Here is an 18,824-nt window from a genome sequence, read left to right as displayed (position 1 = left end):
TCTGTATTACCGACCCCCAGAGGGTGGGGAAAGCTGTGGATAACTCCAGCGCGATTTCAAACGCCATTTTTATCCACAACGTGTCCCGCGCTTGCTACCGGATTCTGCACCGTTTTGTGCGATGACGCCTCATCGGCATCCGTGCATCATTCGCTCAGCTTCCGGATCAGCTTGTCCCAGTCCTCGCGAAGCTTGCCGTCGGTTTCCATCAGGGTCCGGATCTGGCGGCAGGCATGCAGCACCGTGGTGTGATCGCGACCGGCAAAGGCGTCGCCGATCTCGGGCAGGCTGTGCTCGGTCAGTTCCTTGGTCAGGGCCATGGCGACCTGGCGCGGGCGGGCCAGCGAGCGGGTCCGACGCTTCGACAGCAGATCCTTGATCTGCAGGCCGTAGTAGTCGGCAACGGTTTTCTGGATGTTGGGAATGCTGATCGCCTGCTGCTGGGCGCGCAGCAGGTCGCGCAGGGTTTCCTGGGCGAATTCGGTGGTGATCGCGCGGCCGGTGAAGTTGGCGCGGGCGGTCAGGGTATTGAGCGCGCCCTCGAGGTCGCGCACGTTGGAGCGCATCTTCTTGGCGATCAGGAACGCAACATCATCGGGAATCTCGGCACCGCGTTCGCGCGCCTTGGCCAGCACGATCGCGGCGCGGGTCTCGAAGTCCGGCGGTTCGATCGCGACCGACAGGCCCCAGGCAAGCCGCGACTTCAGGCGCGCTTCCAGGCCTTCGACCTCGCGCGGATAGCGGTCGCAGGTCAGGATGATCTGCTGCTTGCCATCGAACAACGCGTTGAAGGTGTGGAAGAACTCTTCCTGGGTGCGGTCCTTGCCGGCGAAGAACTGGATGTCATCGATCAGCAGCGCGTCGACCTGCTGGAACTGGCGCTTGAACTGATCCATGGTCTTTTCCTGCAGGGCCCGGATCATCGCGCTGAAGAACTGTTCCGAACGCAGGTACAGCACCTTCGCGCCCGGATTGGCCTGGCGCATGGCGTTGCCGGCGGCGAACATCAGGTGGGTCTTGCCCAGGCCGGTGCCTCCGTACAGCAGCAGCGGGTTGTGCGCGCGGTCGCCCGGCTTCTGCGCTGCCTGGAAGGCGGCGGCCAGGCCCAGCTGGTTGCTGCGGCCTTCGACGAAGTTGGCGAAGGTGTAGTGATTGTCCAGATTGCCGGCAAACGGCACCTGCGGTTCGCTGGACACAGGCGCCGACGACGTGGAAACCGGCGCGTTCTGCGTCTCTACAGGGCGCGGGCGCGAGCCGATTTCAAGAAAAACGTCGCTGAAACCGGCGAAGTGAGCCAGCAGTTCGCGGATCCGGGCCAGGTACAGCTCGCGGACCTGGTCGACGATGAAGGCATTGGGTGCATACAGCACCAGGCTGTCCACGCGCAGATCGGCCTGCAGCGGCTTCAACCAGGTATGAACGTCTTCCGGCGGGAACTCCGCTTCGAGGCGCTCGAGACTACGGGACCAGGCATCCATCAGCAATAATCGTCCGGTGGCCGGTGCATGGACGCGACAAGGCGCCCAGACACAGGCCGGAAAGGGGGGAAATGGATGGCTCAGACTACCACCGAGCGCCCGCCTTCGGAATGCTTGTCCCCTACTTATTCACAAAAACATCCACAGCTATTGCACAGCCCGGTGAATTCGCGTAGTCCCCAGGGGTTGACGTGAGGGGGGAGACCTCTCTAGAATTTCCGGTTCTTTCCGTCCCATTCATACGAGAGGCCCCCAATGGCCACGAAGCGCACCTACCAGCCCAGCAACCTCAAGCGTAAGCGCGACCACGGCTTCCGTGCCCGTATGAAGACCGCTGACGGCCGCAAGATCCTGTCGCGTCGCCGCGCCAAGGGCCGCAAAGTCCTGAGCGCCTGATTGCCATGCCGCACATCGCGGCAGACGCAATCCCTTCGACAGTGAATACTGCAGACCCGCGCAAGCGATTCCCTCGCTCTGCGCGGGTTCGCACGCGTGCCGAATACTCAACGGTCTTCAACGGCGCCCGCCGTGTGTCCGATCCGCTGATGACCCTGCACTGGCTGCCGGCTGACCGGCCGGCCAGGCTGGGTCTGGCGGTTTCCCGCAAGGTCGATCCGAACGCCGTCGGGCGTAACCGGATCAAGCGCGTCCTGCGCGACATCCTGCGTCAGACACGTACCGACATCCAGCCAGGCGACTTTGTCGTCGTGGCTCGTAGTGCTGCGCGTTCCGCCAGCAACGACGAGATCCGCCAGGCCTTCCTGCGCCTGCTGCGTCGCCTGCGTGCATTGCCCACGCCGGGCGTGGACGGCACAATGCCGCCGCCTGATGGCATCGCAACTCCTTCTTTGACCGAGCCGGCATCGCGTCCCGGCCCCGCCGAGCCTGTCCGCTGATGAACCAGACCCGCGTATTCCTCATTTTTGCCTGGCTGATGGTGGCCGTGCTGCTGTGGATGGAGTGGAGCCGTGAAAAGGCTGCTCCGACCCCGGCACCAACCACCACGTCGGCCCCGGCCGCCGCACAGAGTGTTCCGGGCGCGAACCCCGGCGCCATCCCCAGCGCCCAGATGCCGGGCGCCCCCGGCCAGGCCGCCGCACAGGCCCAGGCCAGCGCTACCCCGGCCAGCCAGCGAGTGACGGTCACCACCGACGTGCTGCGCCTGGTGCTCGACGGCGGCCGCGTGCTCGACGCCGAGCTGCTGCAGTTCCCGCAGACCAAGGACGAAGGCAGTCCGCCGGTCCGCCTGCTGACCGAAGACCCCGCCCACCCGTACAGCGCGATCAGTGGCTGGGCCAGCGAACACAAGAACACCCCGGTTCCCGGCGCCGACGGCTTCAAGCTGGTGGGTGACACCACCGACTTCGTGCTGGCCAAGGGCCAGAACGAACTGCAGATCCCGTTCGTGTGGACCGCCGACAACGGCGTGACCATCAAGCGCACCCTGACCGTCTCGCGCAACGAGTACGCCGTGCGCTTCAAGGACGAAGTCAGCAACGCCGGCACCGCGCCGTGGAACGGCTACGTCTACCGCACCCTGGACCGCACCCCGACCATCCTGTCGCGGAGCATGACCAACCCGGATTCCTTCAGCTTCAACGGTGCCACCTGGTACGACAATGACAAGAAGTACCAGCGTCGTGCGTTCAAGGACTACCTGGAAGACGGCACGCTGAACCAGAACATCACCGGCGGCTGGCTGGCGATGCTGCAGCACCACTTCTTCACCGCCTGGATCCCGCAGAAGGACCAGACCGCACACTACGTGCTCTCGCAGGTGGCCGGTCGTGACCTGATCGAAGCGCGTGGCCCGGCCTTCACCGTGGCGCCGGGCCAGTCGACCAGCACCGAAGCCCGCCTGTGGGTCGGCCCGAAGCTGGTCAACCTGATCGCCAAGGAAGATGTGCCGGGCCTGGACCGCGTGGTCGACTACAGCCGCTTCTCGATGATGGCGGTGATCGGCCAGGGCCTGTTCTGGGTGCTCAACCAGGTGCACAAGCTGGTCGGCAACTGGGGCTGGGCGATCGTCGGGCTGGTGGTGCTGCTGAAGCTGGTGCTGTACCCGCTGTCGGCAACCCAGTACAAGAGCGGCGCCAAGATGCGTCGTTTCCAGCCGCGCATCGCGCAGCTGAAGGAACGCTATGGCGATGACCGCCAGAAGTTCCAGACCGCGATGATGGAGCTGTACAAGAAGGAAAAGATCAATCCGATGGGCGGCTGCCTGCCGATCCTCATCCAGATGCCGATCTTCTTCGCCCTGTACTGGGTGCTGGTGGAATCGGTCGAACTGCGCCAGGCGCCCTGGTTCGGCTGGATCCAGGACCTGACCGCACGCGACCCGTACTTCATCCTGCCGGTCATCAACGTGGCAGTGATGTGGTTCACCCAGAAGCTGACCCCGGCACCGGGCATGGACCCGATGCAGCAGAAGATGATGCAGTTCATGCCGCTGGTGTTCGGCGTCATGATGGCCTTCATGCCGTCCGGCCTGGTCCTGTACTGGGTGGTCAACGGCGGCCTGGGCCTGCTGCAGCAGTGGTGGATGACCAAGCGCCATGGCGGCGAGCCGGTCCCGGCCACCACCGCTCCGGCCCCGGTCAAGAAGAAGTAATCCCGACCGCAGGTCACCTGCTTTGTAGAGTCGACTGTTAGTCGACTGGCGGATGAGCAGTCGACCCACAGTCGACTCTACCGCCCCGATCGACGCGAAAAGCCCGCCGCAAGGCGGGCTTTTCGCATGCGGCGTTAGAATCGCCGGCACATCGTCCCTCCCGCCCTCGAGTCCGCCATGCCGCGTGCGTCGTCGTTCCGCCTGTTCCTGCCCTCGCTGTTGTTGACCCTGGTCGTTGCCGGTTGTGGCGACAAGGATGCGAAGGCGCCGGCGACCACCGTCACCCAGGCGAGCGCGCAGGCCGCGGCCGCCGCCGATCCCGCGGCCGCACCGATGCTGGTGGCCCTGCAGAAACAGCTCGACGGTTACCGCCGGATCATCGTGCTGCTGGCAGACGAGGAACAGCAGTCGGCCGCCGACCGCGGCACCTCCACGCGTGTGGGCCAGCAGCTGTTCCACGATGGCCTGGAACAGCGCACGGCGATCGCCGCGCAGTTCGACACCCTGCTGCGCGGCTCCAGCCCGCAGCGCTTCGCCACCCTCGGCACCGTGCTGGACTACATCGAGTCGGCGCCGGAACTGTTCGACGCCGACCGCCTGGCCTTCCGCGAAGTACTGCGTGATCTGCATGAGCGGGTCAGCACCGATTCCTCGCTGCCGGCGGTGAAGCTGCACCAGCGCATCGGCGAGGACCTGGAGGCGCTCGATGAGATCGAGCGCAACTACAACCAGGAACTGACCCGCATCTTCAGCCGCTTCGAGCGCACCCGCGCCATCGCGCTGAAGCGCGAGAAGTGGGAGGACTACATCGCCCACCTGCACAAGGACTACAGCCGCGAAGCGATCCTGCGCGACTACGGCGTGATCGAGCCATACCCGATGTCGATGAAGGACAGCGACCGCGAGATCTTCGGCCGCGACCTGCCGGCCAAGACCGTGGTGCTGACTTTCGACGACGGTCCGCACAAGGCCTATACCGATGAAGTGGTGGCCATCCTCAAGCGCTATGACGTGCCGGGTGTCTTCTTCGAAGTGGGCCGCAACCTGGGCAAGGTCGAGGCCGACGGCAAGGTCAGCCTCGGCCCGATGGCGAAGATCAGCCGCAACCTGATGGAAGAAGGCTATGCGGTCGGCAACCACAGCCTGACCCACGCCCAACTGTCGCGCACCACCGGTGACGCGCTGCGCCAGCAGGTGCTCGACACCGACACGCTGCTGAAGGATGTCGACAGCAAGCGCGCGCCGCTGTTCCGCTTCCCCTATGGCGCGCGCAACGCCGAAGGCCTGCAGCTGCTCAACGAGGCCGGACTGAAGTCGATCATGTGGAACATCGATTCGATGGACTGGGCCGACCCGGTGCCGGAATCGATCGTGCAGCGCGTGCTCGACCAGGTGAACAAGGAACAGCGCGGCATCATCCTGTTCCATGACATCCACGATCGTGCGGTAAAGGCGCTGCCGCAGATCCTCGACCGGCTGATCGCCGATGGCTACCAGTTCGCCGGCTGGAATGGCCGGGACTTCACGGTCGCCCGTGCGCGCAAGGGTGACGCCAGCGCCGCCACCGTCACCACCGGCTACGAGAAGTCGTGGGCGATCGTGGTCGGCATCGACAACTACGCCAAGTGGCCGAAGCTGGAATACGCCAGCCACGACGCGCAGGCGGTGGCCGATACCCTGACCGGGCAGTTCGGCTTCCCGTCCTCGCAGGTGATCGTGCTGAAGAACGAGCAGGCCACCCGAAACAACATCCTGGCCGCCTTCCACGACCGCCTGGCCGATGACCGCACTGGCAGGAACGACCGCGTGTTCGTGTTCTTCGCCGGCCACGGCGCGACCCGCCAGCTCGCCTCAGGGCGCGACCTCGGCTACATCATCCCGGTTGATTCGGACCCGAAGGAATTCGCTACCGATGCCATCGCGATGACCGATATCCAGAACATCGCCGAGAGCATGCAGGCCAAGCACGTGATGTTCGTGATGGATGCCTGCTACAGCGGCCTGGGCCTGACCCGTGGCGGCCCGTCGTCGTCGTCGTTCCTGCGCGAGAACGCGCGTCGCAGCGCGCGGCAGATGCTGACCGCCGGTGGCGCCGACCAGCAGGTGGCCGATGCCGGCCCCAACGGCCACTCGGTGTTCACCTGGGTGCTGCTGCAGGCGCTGGCCGGCAAGGGTGACCTCAACGGCGACGGCCTGATCACCGGTACCGAGCTGGCCGCCTACGTGGCGCCGGCCGTATCGGCGGTCTCGCACCAGACCCCGGCCTTCGGCAGCCTGCCCGGTTCGCAGGGCGGCGAGTTCGTGTTCCAGGTGCCGGACAGCCAGGAATTCCTCAATGCCGATACGCGCCAGCTGACCGCCGATGCAATCGCACTGAACAACAAGGTGGATGCCGCCAGCGAGGCCAAGGGCAGCCAGGCGCCGGTGACGGTGGCTGACCTGCAGGGCGGCAAGGCCAAGCTGGTAGTGCCCTCCGCCGGCCCGGCGTCCGACCGCCAGCGCGCGCAGCAGGCCAACGACCGTGGCCTGCAGCTGTACCGCGAGAAGCAGTACGACGAGGCAGTCGCGCAGTTCACCGAAGCACTGAAGCTGCGTCCGGACTTTGCCCAGGCCGCCAACAACCTCGGTTTCGTCTACTACCGCCAGCAGCGCTATGCCGAAGCGGCGCGCTGGCTGGAGAACACGCTGAAGATCGACCCATCGCGCGCCGTGGCCTATCTCAACCTGGGTGATGCCTACTTCAACGCCGGCGACAAGGCCAAGGCGAAGCAGGCCTACACCACCTACCTGGCGCTGCAGCCGCAGGGCAGCGGTGCCGCGCAGGCACGCACGCAGCTGGAGAAGCTCTGAGCCATGAACGACGCGATCCGCACCGACACCATTGTGGCCATCGCCAGTGCCCCCGGCGCGGGCGGTGTCGGCCTGGTGCGCCTGTCCGGTCTGCGCGCAGCGGCGATTGCCAATGCGCTGGGGGCGCCCGCGCTGCGGCCGCGCCACGCGCACTACGCGCGCCTGCGTGATGCCGACGGCGAGGTCATCGACGATGGCATCGTGCTGTGGTTCCCGGCACCGAACAGCTTCACCGGCGAAGAGGTGGTGGAACTGCAGGGCCATGGCAGCCCGGTGCTGCTGCAGCAGCTGGTCGCGCGCTGCATCGCGCTCGGTGCGCGCCAGGCGCGGCCGGGTGAGTTCAGCGAACGCGCGTTCCTCAACGGCAAGCTCGACCTGGCCCAGGCTGAGGCCATCGCTGACCTGATCGCCGCCGGCGACAACCGTGCCGCACGCGCGGCGCGTCGTTCACTGGATGGCGTGTTCTCGCGCCGCATCGAGGCCGTGGTCGATCAGCTGGTGCTGCTGCGCATCCACGTGGAAGCGGCCATCGACTTCGCCGACGAACCGCTGGATACGCTCGGTGGCGCACAGGTGCGGCGCGGGCTGGAACAGGCGCGCAGCGACTTGGCCCTGCTGCGCCGCGATGCCGAACGCGGTCGCCGCCTGCGCGATGGCCTGCACGCGGTGCTGATCGGTCCGCCCAATGCCGGAAAGAGCTCATTGCTCAATGCGCTGGCCGGCAGTGAACGCGCCATCGTCACCGACATCGCCGGCACCACCCGCGACACGCTTCGCGAGACCATCCGCCTGGACGGCCTGGAGCTGACCCTGGTCGACACCGCCGGCCTGCGCGACGGCGGTGACGCCATCGAACGCGAAGGCATGCGCCGCGCCCACGTGGAAATCGAGCGCACCGACCTGGCGCTGATCGTGCTGGATGCGCGCGATCCGGCGGCCGGCGAAGCGGCGCTGGGCGAGGCCGTGGCGGCGGTGCCGCACAAGGTCTACATCCACAACAAGTCGGACCTGCTGGATGCGCTGCCGATGCTGGACGACCCGGACCGTGTGTTCGTCTCGGCTGCGACCGGTGCCGGCCTGGAGGATCTGCACGCGCGCCTGCGTTTGATCGCTTCGGCCGGGGCAGGGGAGCAGGCGGATGGCGAGTTCTCCGCGCGCACGCGGCATGTGGATGCAATCGAGCGTGCGCAGGAGCACGCGCAGCGCGCCGATGGCGAGCTGGCGCAGGAGCACCTGGAACTGGCCGCCGAAGAGCTGCGGCTGGCGCATGACGCGCTGGGCGAGATCACCGGGCAGATGAGCGCCGATGACCTGTTGGGACGGATCTTCTCCAGCTTCTGCATCGGGAAGTAACTGTAGAGCCGAGCCCATGCTCGGCTGTTCTTCCAATCAGCCGAGCATGGGCTCGGCTCTACAGGTGCGGGCTTCCCCCACCTGTCACATTGCCGCCGCATACTGGCGCCCATCACATACCGCTTGGGGAAGTCGCAGTGAAGTCGTGGGGTTGTGCGTTGCTGTTGTCGCTGGCCGTGGCACCATCGGTGGCCATGAGTGCTGAATCCTCCACCCCGGCCGCGCACAAGGTGTCGGTCTATGGCCATCGCGGGGCGAGCGCGTTGCTGCCCGAGCACACCCTGGCCGCCTATGCGCAGGCAATCGCCGATGGCGCCGACTACATCGAGCCGGACCTGGTGATGACCAGGGACGGAATGATGGTGGCCCGCCACGAGAACGAGATCAGCGGCACCACTGATGTGGCCTCGCATCCGGAGTTCGCCAGCCGCCGCACCAGCAAGGTCATCGACGGCCAGAAGGTCGATGGCTGGTTCACCGAAGACTTCACCCTGGCCGAGCTGAAGACCCTGTATGCGCGCGAGCGCCTGCCGGAGCTGCGCAGCACCGCCTACGACGGTCAGTTCCGCATCGCCAGCCTGGACGAGATCCTGGCCTTCCTGGTGCAGCAGGCCGGGCGTGCCAACCGTGGCATCGGCCTGGTGCCGGAGATCAAGCACCCGACCTACTTCCAGTCGATCGGCCTGCCGATGGAAGACAAGCTCCTGACCGCGCTGCGTGGCAATGCCTATACCAACGTCGGCCCGGTCACCATCCAGTCGTTCGAGACCGCCAACCTGCGCTACCTGCGCGGCAAGATCCCGCGCGGCAGCAACATCCGCCTGCTGCAACTGCTGTGGAAGGGCGGCACCCAGCCGGCCGACATCGCCAAGGCCGGTGGCACGCTGACCTACGCGCAGATGATGACCCCGGCCGGACTGAAGGACATCGCCAGCTACGCCGACGGCATCGGCCCGGAACTGCGCTCGATCATTCCGCTGGATGCCAAGGGCGCGCTGAGCACGCCGACCACGCTGGTACAGGACGCACATGCAGTGGGGCTGATGGTGATTCCGTACACCTTCCGTCCGGAGAACCACTTCCAGGCCAGCAACCTGCGCAAGGGCGCCGACACCGCGCGCAATCCCGAAGGTTCGATTGCCGAGATGCACGCCTATCTGGCGACCGGCATCGATGCGTTCTTCACCGATGACCCGGCGCTCGGCCGGCAAGCGGTGGATGGGATGGGCGCGGCGGGGAACTGAGCGATCAACGCGCCGGGCATGGCCCGGCGCTACCCGGGGGCCGGTGTGCTCTGGTAGGTGCCAACCTTGGTTGGCACACAACAACCGCGCCGACCAAGGTCGGCCACTACCGATTCATGAGGTTGCCGGCCAGCGGCCGGCACTACCCTCACCTCAACCGCGCGGTTCGTCCGGCCGGCGGAACGGAATCACCACGTAGTCCTGGCCCTCGCGCGGCTGCCAGAGCACCGGCACGCGCTGTGGCGACGGCGGCTCCAGCTCGTCGTCGGCCAGCGGTTCTGCCTCGTCTTCTTCGTCTTCCCAGCTGTAGCGCGGGCGCGGCGGCAGCGGGTCGGCGTTGCGGAACAGCAGCGCGGCGATGATGCCGGCGAAGGCGCCGCCCATGTGCGACTGCCAGGACACGCCATCGGCGTGTGGCAGGATGGTCATCAGCATGCCGCCGTAGAACAGCATGCCGATCAGGCCGGTGGCGATGGCGGTGCGGTCGCGGCGCAGCAGGCCCAGGCTGGCCAGCAGGAACATCAGGCCGTGGGTCACCCCGCTGGCGCCCAGGTGCACGCTGCCCGGATTGCCCAGCATCCACGCGCCGATGCCCGAGCCCAGCCACAGCAGGGGCAGGGCGCGTACGGTTGCTTTCGGGTAGACACTGCCAGCCAGCGTGCCCAGGATCAGGATCGCGATGCTGTTGGCGGCGATGTGCTCGACCGAGGCATGCAGAATCGGTCCACCGATCAGGCCAAGCAGGCCCTTGGCTTCCAGCGGTGCGACCGCCCACGGCCGCCAGTCGAAGGTGCCCTGCAGGGCGAACACGGCCACCAGCACCAGCACAGCGGCAAGGCTGAGATTGAACGCCCGCAGGATGCGCGAGCGGTCATCGCGAGGGGCCGGCACGTCGCCGGCGGGCAGGGGCGCGTTGTTGTCCATACCTCAGCAATGGCGGTGACTGGCGCGAAACCAAGGCCACCGCTGCGGGAGAGTGGGTGCGGCCGGCGGGACAATCCCGCCGGCCGGCCATGATCAGGCGTGGCCGGAGCCTTCCTTCGGCGGGTACTTCAGGCTCAGTACCACGGTGGCGGCGATGATGACCGCGACCACGCCCAGCGACACCGGGGTCGGGATCTTGAACAGGTCGATGATCATCATCTTGATGCCGATGAAGCCCAGCACCAGCGCCAGGCCATACGGCAGCAGGTGGAAGCGGTCGGCCATGCCGGCCAGCAGGAAGAACATCGCGCGCAGGCCCAGCACCGCGAACACGTTGGAGGTGAGCACGATGAACGGGTCGGTGGTGATCGCGAAGATCGCCGGGATGCTGTCCACCGCGAAGATCACGTCGGTGACCGCGATCAGGATCAGCACCGCGAACAGCGGGGTGAACCAGCGCACGCCGTCGCGCTTCACGCTCAGCGCGTTGCCGGCGTAGTCCGGCAGCAGGCGCAGGTGCTTGCGCATCCAGCGCAGGGCCGGGTTGGTCTCCAGGTCCGGCTCCTGGCCGGCGGCAAACCACATTTTCCAACCGGTGAAGAGCAGGAAAGCACCGAATACGTAGAGCAGCCAATGGAACTGGCTGATCAGCACGCTGCCGGCGAAGATCATGATCGTACGCAGCACGATCGCACCCAGAATGCCGATGATCAGCACCTTCTGGCGCTGCTCATCCGGCACCGCGAAGTAGCTCATGATCATCAGGAACACGAAGATGTTGTCGACCGCCAGCGCCTTCTCGACCAGGTAGCCGGTCAGGAATTCGAGGCCGACTTTGTTCGCTACCACCTGGCCGGCGGTCTCATTCAGGTAGTACCAGAGGCCGGCATTGAACAGCAGGGCCAGCGCGACCCAGCCGATGGACCACCACAGGGCCTCCTTGAAGGTGACCTTGTGCGGTCCACCATGGCGCATCAACACGAGGTCGACCAGCAGGGCGATGACCACCACCGCTGCGAAGCCGCCCCACAACCACACGTTACCGATCGTCTGCATTGGGAATGTCCGTTGGAAAGATGAATGCCAGGCCGGACGGCGAGGATCTGCAACGGAGGATCGGGAGGGGGATCCAGGGACAGAGCTTCGCCAGTACGGCGAAGGTCTCGCTCGCAGTTCCAGTCGGCTGGAACTGCCGTTGCACCGGAGCCTGCGGGCTCGAAATGACGGCGACAACGTCTGGGAGCTACTCCCCTTCTGCTGCCGATTCTGCGGCCTGGCCGGGCCGCCGTCAAATGCCGCGCCGGGCCCTGGATTTCCGGCCCCCGGTGCCCCCCGGCTACAATGACCGGATGAATACCCCCCTTCCGATTGTCCGCCTCAAGAATGCGTGGCGTTCCAGCCACCCGTGGATCTTCCAGAAACTGGTCGAGAAGCCGACCGTCCGGCCCAAGCCCGGTTCCATCGTCGACGTGGTCGGCATCGATGGCGAGTTCATTGGCCGCGGGTTCTACAACGGGCACTCGCGCATTGCCGTGCGCATCCTTGAGACCGACCAGAACGTGCCGGTCGATGCCGGCTGGTTCTCGCGCAAGATCGCCCAGGCGGTGTCGCTGCGCCGTGAGGTGCTGAAGCTCGACGCGGTCTCCGACGCCTGGCGCGTGGTGCACAGCGAAGGCGACGGCCTGTCCGGCCTGGTGGTGGATCGCTACGGCGACCTGGTGGTGGTCGAGTTCTTCGCCGCCGGCATGTTCCGCCACCGCGAATGGATCTACGACGCCCTGCGCGAGCAGTTCCCGGGCTGCCGTTTCCACAGCTTCGCCGACGAACACGTGCAGAAGCAGGAGAGCTTCGACTTCCACGGCAACACCACCACCGAAGCGGCGGTGATCACCGAGTACGGCATCAAGTTCCGCGCCGACCCGGCCGGTGCACACAAGACCGGCTTCTTCGCCGACCAGCGCGAGAACCGCGAGTGGCTGAGCCAGCAGGTGGAAGGCAAGAGCGTTCTGGACCTGTGCTGCAACACCGGTGGCTTCGCCGTGTACGCAGCAGCGCGTGGCGCCTCGGAAGTGGTCGGCATCGACATTGATGAGGACGTCATCCAGATCGCCAAGGGCAATTCGCGCCTGAACAACGTGCGCCCGAAGTTCATCCAGTCCGATATCTTCCCGTGGCTGCGCGACGCCGCCAACCGCGGTGAGCAGTACGACGTGGTGATCCTGGACCCGGCGAAGATGACCCGCGACCGCGACCAGGTCATCACCGCACTGAAGAAGTACCTGGACATGAACAAGCTGGCGCTTGGCGTGGTGAAGCCGGGCGGCCTGTTCGCCACGTTTTCCTGCACCGGCCTGGTGGCCGAGGACCAGTTCCTCGACATGCTGCGCCGCGCGGCCTATTTCTCCGGCCGCACGATCCAGATCCTGAAGGTCGCCGGCGCCGGCCCGGACCATCCGTTCATGGCCCACGTGCAGGAATCGCGTTACCTCAAGGCCGTGTTCTGCCGCGTGGTGGATTGACCGCGTGACTGCCGATCTCTGTAGAGCCGAGCCCACGCTCGGCTGATCTGTCTGGCAGCCGAGCCCATGCCCGGCGCTACAAAACGGCGGGCCGCAGCGCTATGGTCGGGCTCTTCCCAACACCGGTGAGAGCCCATGCCATCGTTGCGCCACCTGTCCTTCGTGCTTGCCGTGGCGCTGTGCGCGCCACTGTCCGCCCACGCCATCGAGTTCAGCACGCAGGAGCTGGCCCGCGCCAAGGCCCTGCAGCAGCGCCTGGTCACCCTCGACAGCCATCTGGATACGCCGGCCAATTTCGGCCGCACCGGCTTCGACATCGAACAGCGCCACGACCGCAACGCACTCTCGCAGGTGGACTACCCGCGCATGGTCGAAGGCGCGCTGGACGGCGGGTTCTGGGCGATCTACACCGACCAGGGCGACCGCAGCCCCGCCGCTCACCTGGCCGAACGTGACCACGGGTTGCAGCGGTTGCTGGAAATACGCGAGATGCTGGCCGCCAACCCCGAGCGGTTCGCGCTGGCACTGACCGCCGATGACGCGGCGCGGATCAAGGCGGCCGGCAAGCGTGTGGTCTACATCAGCATGGAAAACGCCAGCCCGCTGGTGGCCGATCCCAGCCTGCTCTCGTTCTACCACCGCGCCGGCCTGCGCCTGCTCAGCACCGTGCACTTTGCCAACAACGAGTTCGCCGATTCGGCCACCGATCCCAAGGGTGCGGAATGGAAAGGACTTAGCCCGGCCGGCAAGGAGCTGGTGCGGCAGGCGGTGAAGCTGGGCATCGTGATCGACCAGTCACATGCATCGGATGCGGTGTTCGACGATCTGCTGGCAATGATGCCGGTACCATTCGTGCTGTCGCACAGCTCGGCCAAGGCGGTCTACGACCACCCGCGCAACCTCGACGACGCGCGCCTGCGCAAGCTGGCCAAAGCCGGCGGCGTGATCCAGGTGAACGCCTATGGCGGCTACCTGATCGACACCGCGAAGACGCCCGAGCGCAAACAGGCCGAGGAAGCGCTGAGCAAGCAGCTGGGCGGCTGGGAAGGCATGGGCATCGAACAAGGCGTTGCCCTGCTGAAGGCCGAACAGGCACTGGACCACGAGCACCCGGTGCGGCACGCCAGCCTGGACGACTTCTTCGCCCACTTCGACCACATCCTCACGGTGGTCGGCCCTGAGCACGCGGGCATCGGCCTGGACTGGGATGGTGGTGGCGGACTGAGTGACCTGCCCGATGTCAGCCAGCTGCCGAAGATCACCGCGTGGCTGCTGCGCAAGGGCTATACCGAGAAGCAGATCGCCGGCATCTGGGGCGGCAACCTGCTGCGGGTGATGCGCCAGGCGCAGGACTACGCCGCAAAGCAGGGCGGTTGAAACGCCCTGCGGTGGTGCCGGCCAGCGGCCGGCACTACCGGTGATCGGTCTATTTCGCGATCAGCGCATGGCGTCGGCTGTACAGCAGGTACAGCACCAGGCCGGCCACGTTCCACAACAGGAAGTACAGCTGGGTGGTGTGCGGCAGGCTGATGAACAGGTAGATGCAACCCAGCGCGGCCAGCGGGCCAACCACGAAGGCCAGCGGCGTGCGGAACGTGCGCGCGCGGTCCGGCTCGCGCAGCCGCAGCACCACCAGGCAGATGCCTACCGCAGTGAACGCGGCCAGGGTACCGGCGTTGGCCAGTGCGGCAATCTCGTCCAGGCGCGCCACGCCGGCCAGCGCGGAAACCACGACCGCAGTGAACAGCGTGGTTGCCACCGGCGTGCCGGTACGTGCGTTCACCTTGGACAGGCGACGCGGCAGCAGGCCGTCGCGGCTCATCACGAAGAAGATGCGGCTCTGGCCGTACAGGAAGGCCAACAGCACGGTCGGCAGGGCGATGATCGCGATCACGCCGATCACCATCGCCGCGGTCGGATGGCCCAGCTGGCGCATGATCAGCGCCAGCGGCTCGGCGCTGTGGCCGAACACCGCGTAGCTCATCGCACCCACGGCGGCCAGCGCCACCAGCACGTAGACGATGGTGCAGCCGATCATCGAACCGATGATGCCGATCGACAGGTCGCGGCCCGGGTTCTTGGTTTCCTCGGCGGCGGTGGAGATCGCATCGAAGCCGTAGAAGGCGAAGAAGATGATCGCCGCTGCCGCCATCACGCCGTGCTCGACGCCGTCGGGGCCCATCGACTTGGCGAAGCCGTACGGCATGAACGGCTGCAGGTTGGCGCTGTCGAACGCGGGCAGGGCCACGGCCACGAAGATGGCCAGCGCGATCAGCTTGAACACCACCAGGATGGCGTTGAGCGTGGCGCTTTCCTTGGTGCCGGCCATCAGCATGCCGGCCACCAGCCAGGTGATGATGATCGCCGGCAGGTTGATCATGCCGCCTTCCACGTGCGGGCCGGCCGCCAGCCAGGCCGGCAGGTGCACGTTCCAGCCGAACTGGGTGTGGACCCATTCGAGGAAGCCGACGAAGTAGCCGGACCAGCCCACCGCCACCGTACTCACCACCAGCGAGTACTCCAGGATCAGGCTCCAGCCCACCACCCAGGCGAACACCTCGCCCAGCGCACTGTAGCTGTAGGTGTAGGCACTGCCGGCGGCGGGCATCATCGTCGACAGCTCGGCGTAGGACAGCGCCGCGCAGGCACAGACCGCACCGGCGATGGCGAAGGAGATCAGCACGGCCGGGCCAGCCAGGTTGGCACCGACGCCGATCAGCGTGTAGATGCCGGTACCGACGATGGCGCCGATGCCCAGCGCGATCAGGTGCGGCCAGCTGAGCGTCGGGATCAGGCGCCTGCCGGCTTCGTGGACGGTGACGGAATCTAGGGACTTGCGCCGGAACAGGGACATGCAGGCCTCGGAAGGGGTGACTTAGAACGACAAGTTCCCGAGTGTGACCGAACGCAGCGCAGCATTACCACTGACGGGGGTCATGATTGCCGGCGCGCGCGCTGCACCGCGACCAGACTGCCGGAATCGGCATAAAGCAGGCCGGGGCGCCAGAGGCGGTGCCGGCGAACAGCAGGGCCAGGCCGAGCAGCGGCAGCCGCCCGTTCATCCATTCAACCCCAGCCGGATGCCGAACCCCACCAGGAACAGGCCGGCCACGCGGCGCAGCGCATCGCTGATCCGCGGGTGCTGGATCAACCGGCGGCGGGCCAGGTTGCCCACGCCGATCAGCATCGAGCAGTAGGCGATGCTGACCACCAGGATGATGCCGGCCAAGGCCGCGAAGGTCGCGATGCCCTGGTGCGCCTTCGGATCGATGAACAGCGGCAGGAAGGCCATGTAGAACAGGATCGCCTTCGGATTGAGCAGGCTGACCAGGATCGCCTGCTGGAAATAGCGGCCGGGCTGCATGCGGATCGGGCCAGCGTCGCCACCCTCGTGCTTGGGCGTGCGCAGCAGGCTGATGCCCACCCACACCAGGTAGGCCGCACCCAGGTACTGCACGGCGTGGAACACCAGCGGGTTGGCCTTGAGCAGTGCGGCCACGCCGGCCAGCGCCAGCCACATCAGGATCTGGTCGCCGACCAGCAGGCCGGCCAATGCGGTGTAGCCGCCACGCACGCCGCCACGGCCGGTGGCGGTCAGCAGGGTGAAGGTGCCGGGGCCGGGCAGGGCGAGAAACACCAGCACGGCGACCAGAAACGTCCACAGGTCCTGGATGCCCATCCACGGCATGGCGGTGTTCTCTCTTACGCGGGGCCGCCATTGTCGGCCAGCACCACGGCGGAGGACAGGGGGCCGGTGGGGCCAACCGGCATGCCAGACAGCAGCGGTTGCAGGTGCTGGCGCAGCTGCGCGTGCAGCTGCCGCACCGCGGGTGAGAACTGCTTGCGGTGCGGGCACACCAGCTGCAACGGGATGTCGCTGCCGACACCGCCCAGCAGCAGCTGCAGGCGCCCGGCCAGCACGTCCTCGCGCAGGTCCAGCCAGGACTTGTAGGTGATGCCTTCGCCGGCCACGGCCCAGCGCCTTACAACATCGGCGTCGTCGCAGACCAGGGGGCCGCGCACGGCAACCACGGTACGACGCCCATCGACGTCGAAAGACCAGCGATCGTAGGCACGACCGCTGAGCTGGTAGACCAGGCAATCGTGCTCACGCAGATCTTCCAGGCGCGTGGGCGTGCCACGCCGCTGCAGGTAATCGGGCGAGGCCGCCAGTACGCGGCGATTGCCTTCCAGCAGGGGCAGGGCGACGTAGTTGGCGTCGTCGAAGTGGCCGATGCGGATGGCCACGTCGACCGGGTCGCGGAACACATCGGCCACTTCATCGGACAGGCGCAGGTGCAGGCGCAGCCGGGGATGGGCCGCGCGGAACGCGCTCAGCCAGGGCAGCAGCAGGTTGCGGCCCAGGTCCGACGGCGCCGACAGCTGCAGGGTGCCGTGCAGTTCGGCGTCCTCGGCCTGCACGCGCGCCTGGCCCTCGCGCAGGGTGGCCAGCACGTCCTGTGCGTAGGGCAGGTACAGCGCGCCCTCGCCGGTCAGGCGCAGGCTGCGGGTGGTGCGCACGAACAGGCGCAGGTCCAGCTCGCGTTCCAGCCGCGCCACTGCCGCGGCGACCTGCCCCGGCAGCAGGTCGGCCTCGCGGGCCGCTTGCGAAAAGCTGCCCAGCGCAGCAGTGCGGACGAACAGCTGCAGATCGTCGAAGCGGATCATCTTCATCGCCAGAGTGAAAGTGCTGCCCGATTCTGCGCCTTTCTGCGAGACCGCGTGCGGCGCAACCTGTCGCCTCCTCCCCCACTGGACCGCTGCCATGCGCGCCATTGCCTACACCCAAGCCGGCCTGCCGATCGATGATCCCCAGGCCCTGATCGACCTCGAACTGGAGTTGCCGCAGCCCGGCCCGCGCGACCTGCGCGTGGCGGTGCGCGCAGTGGCGGTGAACCCCGTCGACACCAAGGTCCGCCGAGGCGTGGCCACCGACGGCCCGCGCGTGCTGGGCTGGGATGCGGTCGGCATCGTCGATGCGGTGGGCAGCGAGGTGACCCTGTTCCAGCCCGGCGATGCGGTCTACTACGCTGGCGTCATCGATCGCCCGGGCAGCAATGCCCAGTACCAGTTGGTGGACGAACGCAGCGTCGGCCGCAAGCCGGCCAGCCTCGATGACGCCGCTGCCGCCGCACTGCCGCTGACCGCGATCACCGCCTGGGAGCTGCTGTTCGACCGCCTGCGCATTCCCGAGGACGGGGGCGAAGGCCAGACCCTGCTGGTGATCGGCGCTGCCGGTGGTGTCGGCTCGATCCTGGTGCAGTTGGCGCGGAAGCTCACCAGGCTGACCGTGATCGGCACCGCCTCGCGCCCGGAGACCCAGGACTGGGTGTATGCGATGGGCGCCCACCATGTGATCGACCACCGCCTGCCACTGGCCGAGGGCCTGGCGCGGCTGGGCATCAGCGAGGTGCAGCACGTGGCCAGCCTGACCCATTCCGACCAGCACTACGCGCAGATCGTGGAGCTGCTGGCGCCGCAAGGGCAGTTCGGCCTGATCGATGACCCGGGCCAGGTGGATGTGATGGCGCTCAAGCGCAAGGCGTTGTCACTGCACTGGGAATCGATGTTCACCCGCCCGCTGTACCGGACGGCGGACATGCAGCGCCAGCACGACCTGTTGAACCGGGTGGCCGAGCTGATCGATGCCGGCGTGCTGCAGACCACGCTGGGCGAGCACTTCGGGCGCATCGACGCGGCCAACCTGCGCCGTGCCCATGCGCTGCTGGAGAGCCATCGCGCCAAGGGCAAGATCGTGCTGGAAGGCTGGTAAGGCTCCTGTAGAGCCGAGCCCACGCTCGGCTGCCGTTCGCGCGTGGGCGTCAGCCGAGCATAGGCTCGGCTC

At 66.9% G+C, this 18,824-nt stretch carries 15 protein-coding genes; 9 read left to right on the top strand and 6 right to left on the bottom strand.

Going from position 1 to position 18,824, the window contains the following annotated elements:
• Nucleotides 1–146: 146 nt before the first annotated feature.
• Entirely contained in the window at nt 147–1,478 is a 1,332-nt protein-coding gene (gene dnaA / locus AC5P9W_RS17465; protein ID WP_019658797.1) for a chromosomal replication initiator protein DnaA, read from the bottom strand.
• 255 nt (nt 1,479–1,733) lie between these two features.
• Here dnaA and rpmH point away from each other — a divergent pair, with 255 nt between their 5' ends.
• The 6 genes from rpmH to AC5P9W_RS17435 all read left to right on the top strand — a co-directional run bounded on the left by rpmH (nt 1,734) and on the right by AC5P9W_RS17435 (nt 9,536).
• The gene (gene rpmH, locus AC5P9W_RS17460) at nt 1,734–1,874 is read left to right on the top strand and encodes a 50S ribosomal protein L34 (RefSeq protein ID WP_005411729.1); all 141 of its coding nucleotides are present in this window, start codon (nt 1,734–1,736) and stop codon (nt 1,872–1,874) included.
• Between the two features lie 5 nt (nt 1,875–1,879).
• Nucleotides 1,880–2,374 carry a ribonuclease P protein component gene (gene rnpA, locus AC5P9W_RS17455; protein WP_021203275.1) on the top strand — a complete coding sequence of 165 codons (495 nt, stop codon included), beginning with the start codon at nt 1,880–1,882 and terminating at the stop codon, nt 2,372–2,374.
• Nucleotides 2,374–4,089 (top strand): membrane protein insertase YidC, encoded by a 1,716-nt coding sequence (gene yidC / locus AC5P9W_RS17450; protein ID WP_206621910.1) that lies wholly within the window; start codon nt 2,374–2,376, stop codon nt 4,087–4,089. The genes rnpA and yidC overlap by 1 nt, the downstream gene beginning before the upstream one ends.
• A 177-nt stretch (nt 4,090–4,266) precedes the next feature.
• A complete protein-coding gene (locus AC5P9W_RS17445) occupies nt 4,267–6,939 on the top strand; it encodes a polysaccharide deacetylase family protein (protein ID WP_111099189.1) in 2,673 nt (890 codons plus the stop codon).
• Nucleotides 6,940–6,942: 3 nt separating this feature from the next.
• Nucleotides 6,943–8,292 (top strand): tRNA uridine-5-carboxymethylaminomethyl(34) synthesis GTPase MnmE, encoded by a 1,350-nt coding sequence (gene mnmE / locus AC5P9W_RS17440; RefSeq protein ID WP_111099190.1) that lies wholly within the window; start codon nt 6,943–6,945, stop codon nt 8,290–8,292.
• A gap of 137 nt (nt 8,293–8,429) precedes the next feature.
• Nucleotides 8,430–9,536 (top strand): glycerophosphodiester phosphodiesterase, encoded by a 1,107-nt coding sequence (locus AC5P9W_RS17435; protein WP_111099191.1) that lies wholly within the window; start codon nt 8,430–8,432, stop codon nt 9,534–9,536.
• A gap of 153 nt (nt 9,537–9,689) precedes the next feature.
• Here the strand turns inward: AC5P9W_RS17435 and AC5P9W_RS17430 are convergent, their stop codons facing one another.
• Complete coding sequence (locus tag AC5P9W_RS17430) at nt 9,690–10,460, bottom strand: rhomboid family intramembrane serine protease (protein ID WP_206621909.1); 771 nt, start codon at nt 10,458–10,460, stop codon at nt 9,690–9,692.
• A 93-nt stretch (nt 10,461–10,553) separates the two neighbouring features.
• Nucleotides 10,554–11,516, bottom strand: coding sequence for a TerC family protein (locus AC5P9W_RS17425; RefSeq protein WP_019658790.1), 963 nt, complete (start codon nt 11,514–11,516; stop codon nt 10,554–10,556).
• A 293-nt stretch (nt 11,517–11,809) separates the two neighbouring features.
• On the opposite strand from AC5P9W_RS17425, the gene AC5P9W_RS17420 reads away from it, so the two are divergent.
• Entirely contained in the window at nt 11,810–12,979 is a 1,170-nt protein-coding gene (locus tag AC5P9W_RS17420; protein WP_019658789.1) for a class I SAM-dependent rRNA methyltransferase, read from the top strand.
• Nucleotides 12,980–13,114: 135 nt separating this feature from the next.
• Nucleotides 13,115–14,356 (top strand): dipeptidase, encoded by a 1,242-nt coding sequence (locus tag AC5P9W_RS17415; RefSeq protein WP_019658788.1) that lies wholly within the window; start codon nt 13,115–13,117, stop codon nt 14,354–14,356.
• A 49-nt stretch (nt 14,357–14,405) separates the two neighbouring features.
• Here AC5P9W_RS17415 and AC5P9W_RS17410 read toward each other — a convergent pair whose 3' ends face one another.
• The 3 genes from AC5P9W_RS17410 to AC5P9W_RS17400 form a co-directional block, all read right to left on the bottom strand.
• Nucleotides 14,406–15,833 carry an amino acid permease gene (locus tag AC5P9W_RS17410; protein ID WP_019658787.1) on the bottom strand — a complete coding sequence of 476 codons (1,428 nt, stop codon included), beginning with the start codon at nt 15,831–15,833 and terminating at the stop codon, nt 14,406–14,408.
• Between the two features lie 204 nt (nt 15,834–16,037).
• Nucleotides 16,038–16,667 carry a leucine efflux protein LeuE gene (gene leuE / locus AC5P9W_RS17405; RefSeq protein WP_005411716.1) on the bottom strand — a complete coding sequence of 210 codons (630 nt, stop codon included), beginning with the start codon at nt 16,665–16,667 and terminating at the stop codon, nt 16,038–16,040.
• Nucleotides 16,668–16,681: 14 nt separating this feature from the next.
• Nucleotides 16,682–17,653: a LysR family transcriptional regulator gene (locus tag AC5P9W_RS17400; RefSeq protein WP_019658784.1), complete on the bottom strand. Its 972-nt coding sequence runs from the start codon at nt 17,651–17,653 to the stop codon at nt 16,682–16,684.
• A gap of 91 nt (nt 17,654–17,744) precedes the next feature.
• On the opposite strand from AC5P9W_RS17400, the gene AC5P9W_RS17395 reads away from it, so the two are divergent.
• Entirely contained in the window at nt 17,745–18,752 is a 1,008-nt protein-coding gene (locus tag AC5P9W_RS17395; RefSeq protein ID WP_164145137.1) for a zinc-binding alcohol dehydrogenase family protein, read from the top strand.
• Nucleotides 18,753–18,824 lie beyond the last annotated feature (72 nt).

It is taken from the genome of Stenotrophomonas sp. YJH_SMC_33 (genome assembly GCF_059372295.1).
Note: the sequence above shows the minus strand (reverse complement) of the source record. Positions and strands in the feature narration are given on the sequence as shown.

What these genes read in the sequence shown, in the direction of transcription:
- mnmE (WP_111099190.1), top strand. Translation starts at nt 6,943, where the DNA reads ATGAACGACGCGATCCGCACCGACACCATTGTGGCCATCGCCAGTGCC.
- AC5P9W_RS17425 (WP_019658790.1), bottom strand. Translation starts at nt 11,516, where the DNA reads ATGCAGACGATCGGTAACGTGTGGTTGTGGGGCGGCTTCGCAGCGGTG.
- AC5P9W_RS17400 (WP_019658784.1), bottom strand. Translation starts at nt 17,653, where the DNA reads ATGAAGATGATCCGCTTCGACGATCTGCAGCTGTTCGTCCGCACTGCT.
- AC5P9W_RS17445 (WP_111099189.1), top strand. Translation starts at nt 4,267, where the DNA reads ATGCCGCGTGCGTCGTCGTTCCGCCTGTTCCTGCCCTCGCTGTTGTTG.
- dnaA (WP_019658797.1), bottom strand. Translation starts at nt 1,478, where the DNA reads ATGGATGCCTGGTCCCGTAGTCTCGAGCGCCTCGAAGCGGAGTTCCCG.
- AC5P9W_RS17430 (WP_206621909.1), bottom strand. Translation starts at nt 10,460, where the DNA reads ATGGACAACAACGCGCCCCTGCCCGCCGGCGACGTGCCGGCCCCTCGC.
- rnpA (WP_021203275.1), top strand. Translation starts at nt 1,880, where the DNA reads ATGCCGCACATCGCGGCAGACGCAATCCCTTCGACAGTGAATACTGCA.
- AC5P9W_RS17395 (WP_164145137.1), top strand. Translation starts at nt 17,745, where the DNA reads ATGCGCGCCATTGCCTACACCCAAGCCGGCCTGCCGATCGATGATCCC.
- yidC (WP_206621910.1), top strand. Translation starts at nt 2,374, where the DNA reads ATGAACCAGACCCGCGTATTCCTCATTTTTGCCTGGCTGATGGTGGCC.
- leuE (WP_005411716.1), bottom strand. Translation starts at nt 16,667, where the DNA reads ATGCCGTGGATGGGCATCCAGGACCTGTGGACGTTTCTGGTCGCCGTG.
- AC5P9W_RS17420 (WP_019658789.1), top strand. Translation starts at nt 11,810, where the DNA reads ATGAATACCCCCCTTCCGATTGTCCGCCTCAAGAATGCGTGGCGTTCC.
- AC5P9W_RS17415 (WP_019658788.1), top strand. Translation starts at nt 13,115, where the DNA reads ATGCCATCGTTGCGCCACCTGTCCTTCGTGCTTGCCGTGGCGCTGTGC.
- AC5P9W_RS17410 (WP_019658787.1), bottom strand. Translation starts at nt 15,833, where the DNA reads ATGTCCCTGTTCCGGCGCAAGTCCCTAGATTCCGTCACCGTCCACGAA.
- rpmH (WP_005411729.1), top strand. Translation starts at nt 1,734, where the DNA reads ATGGCCACGAAGCGCACCTACCAGCCCAGCAACCTCAAGCGTAAGCGC.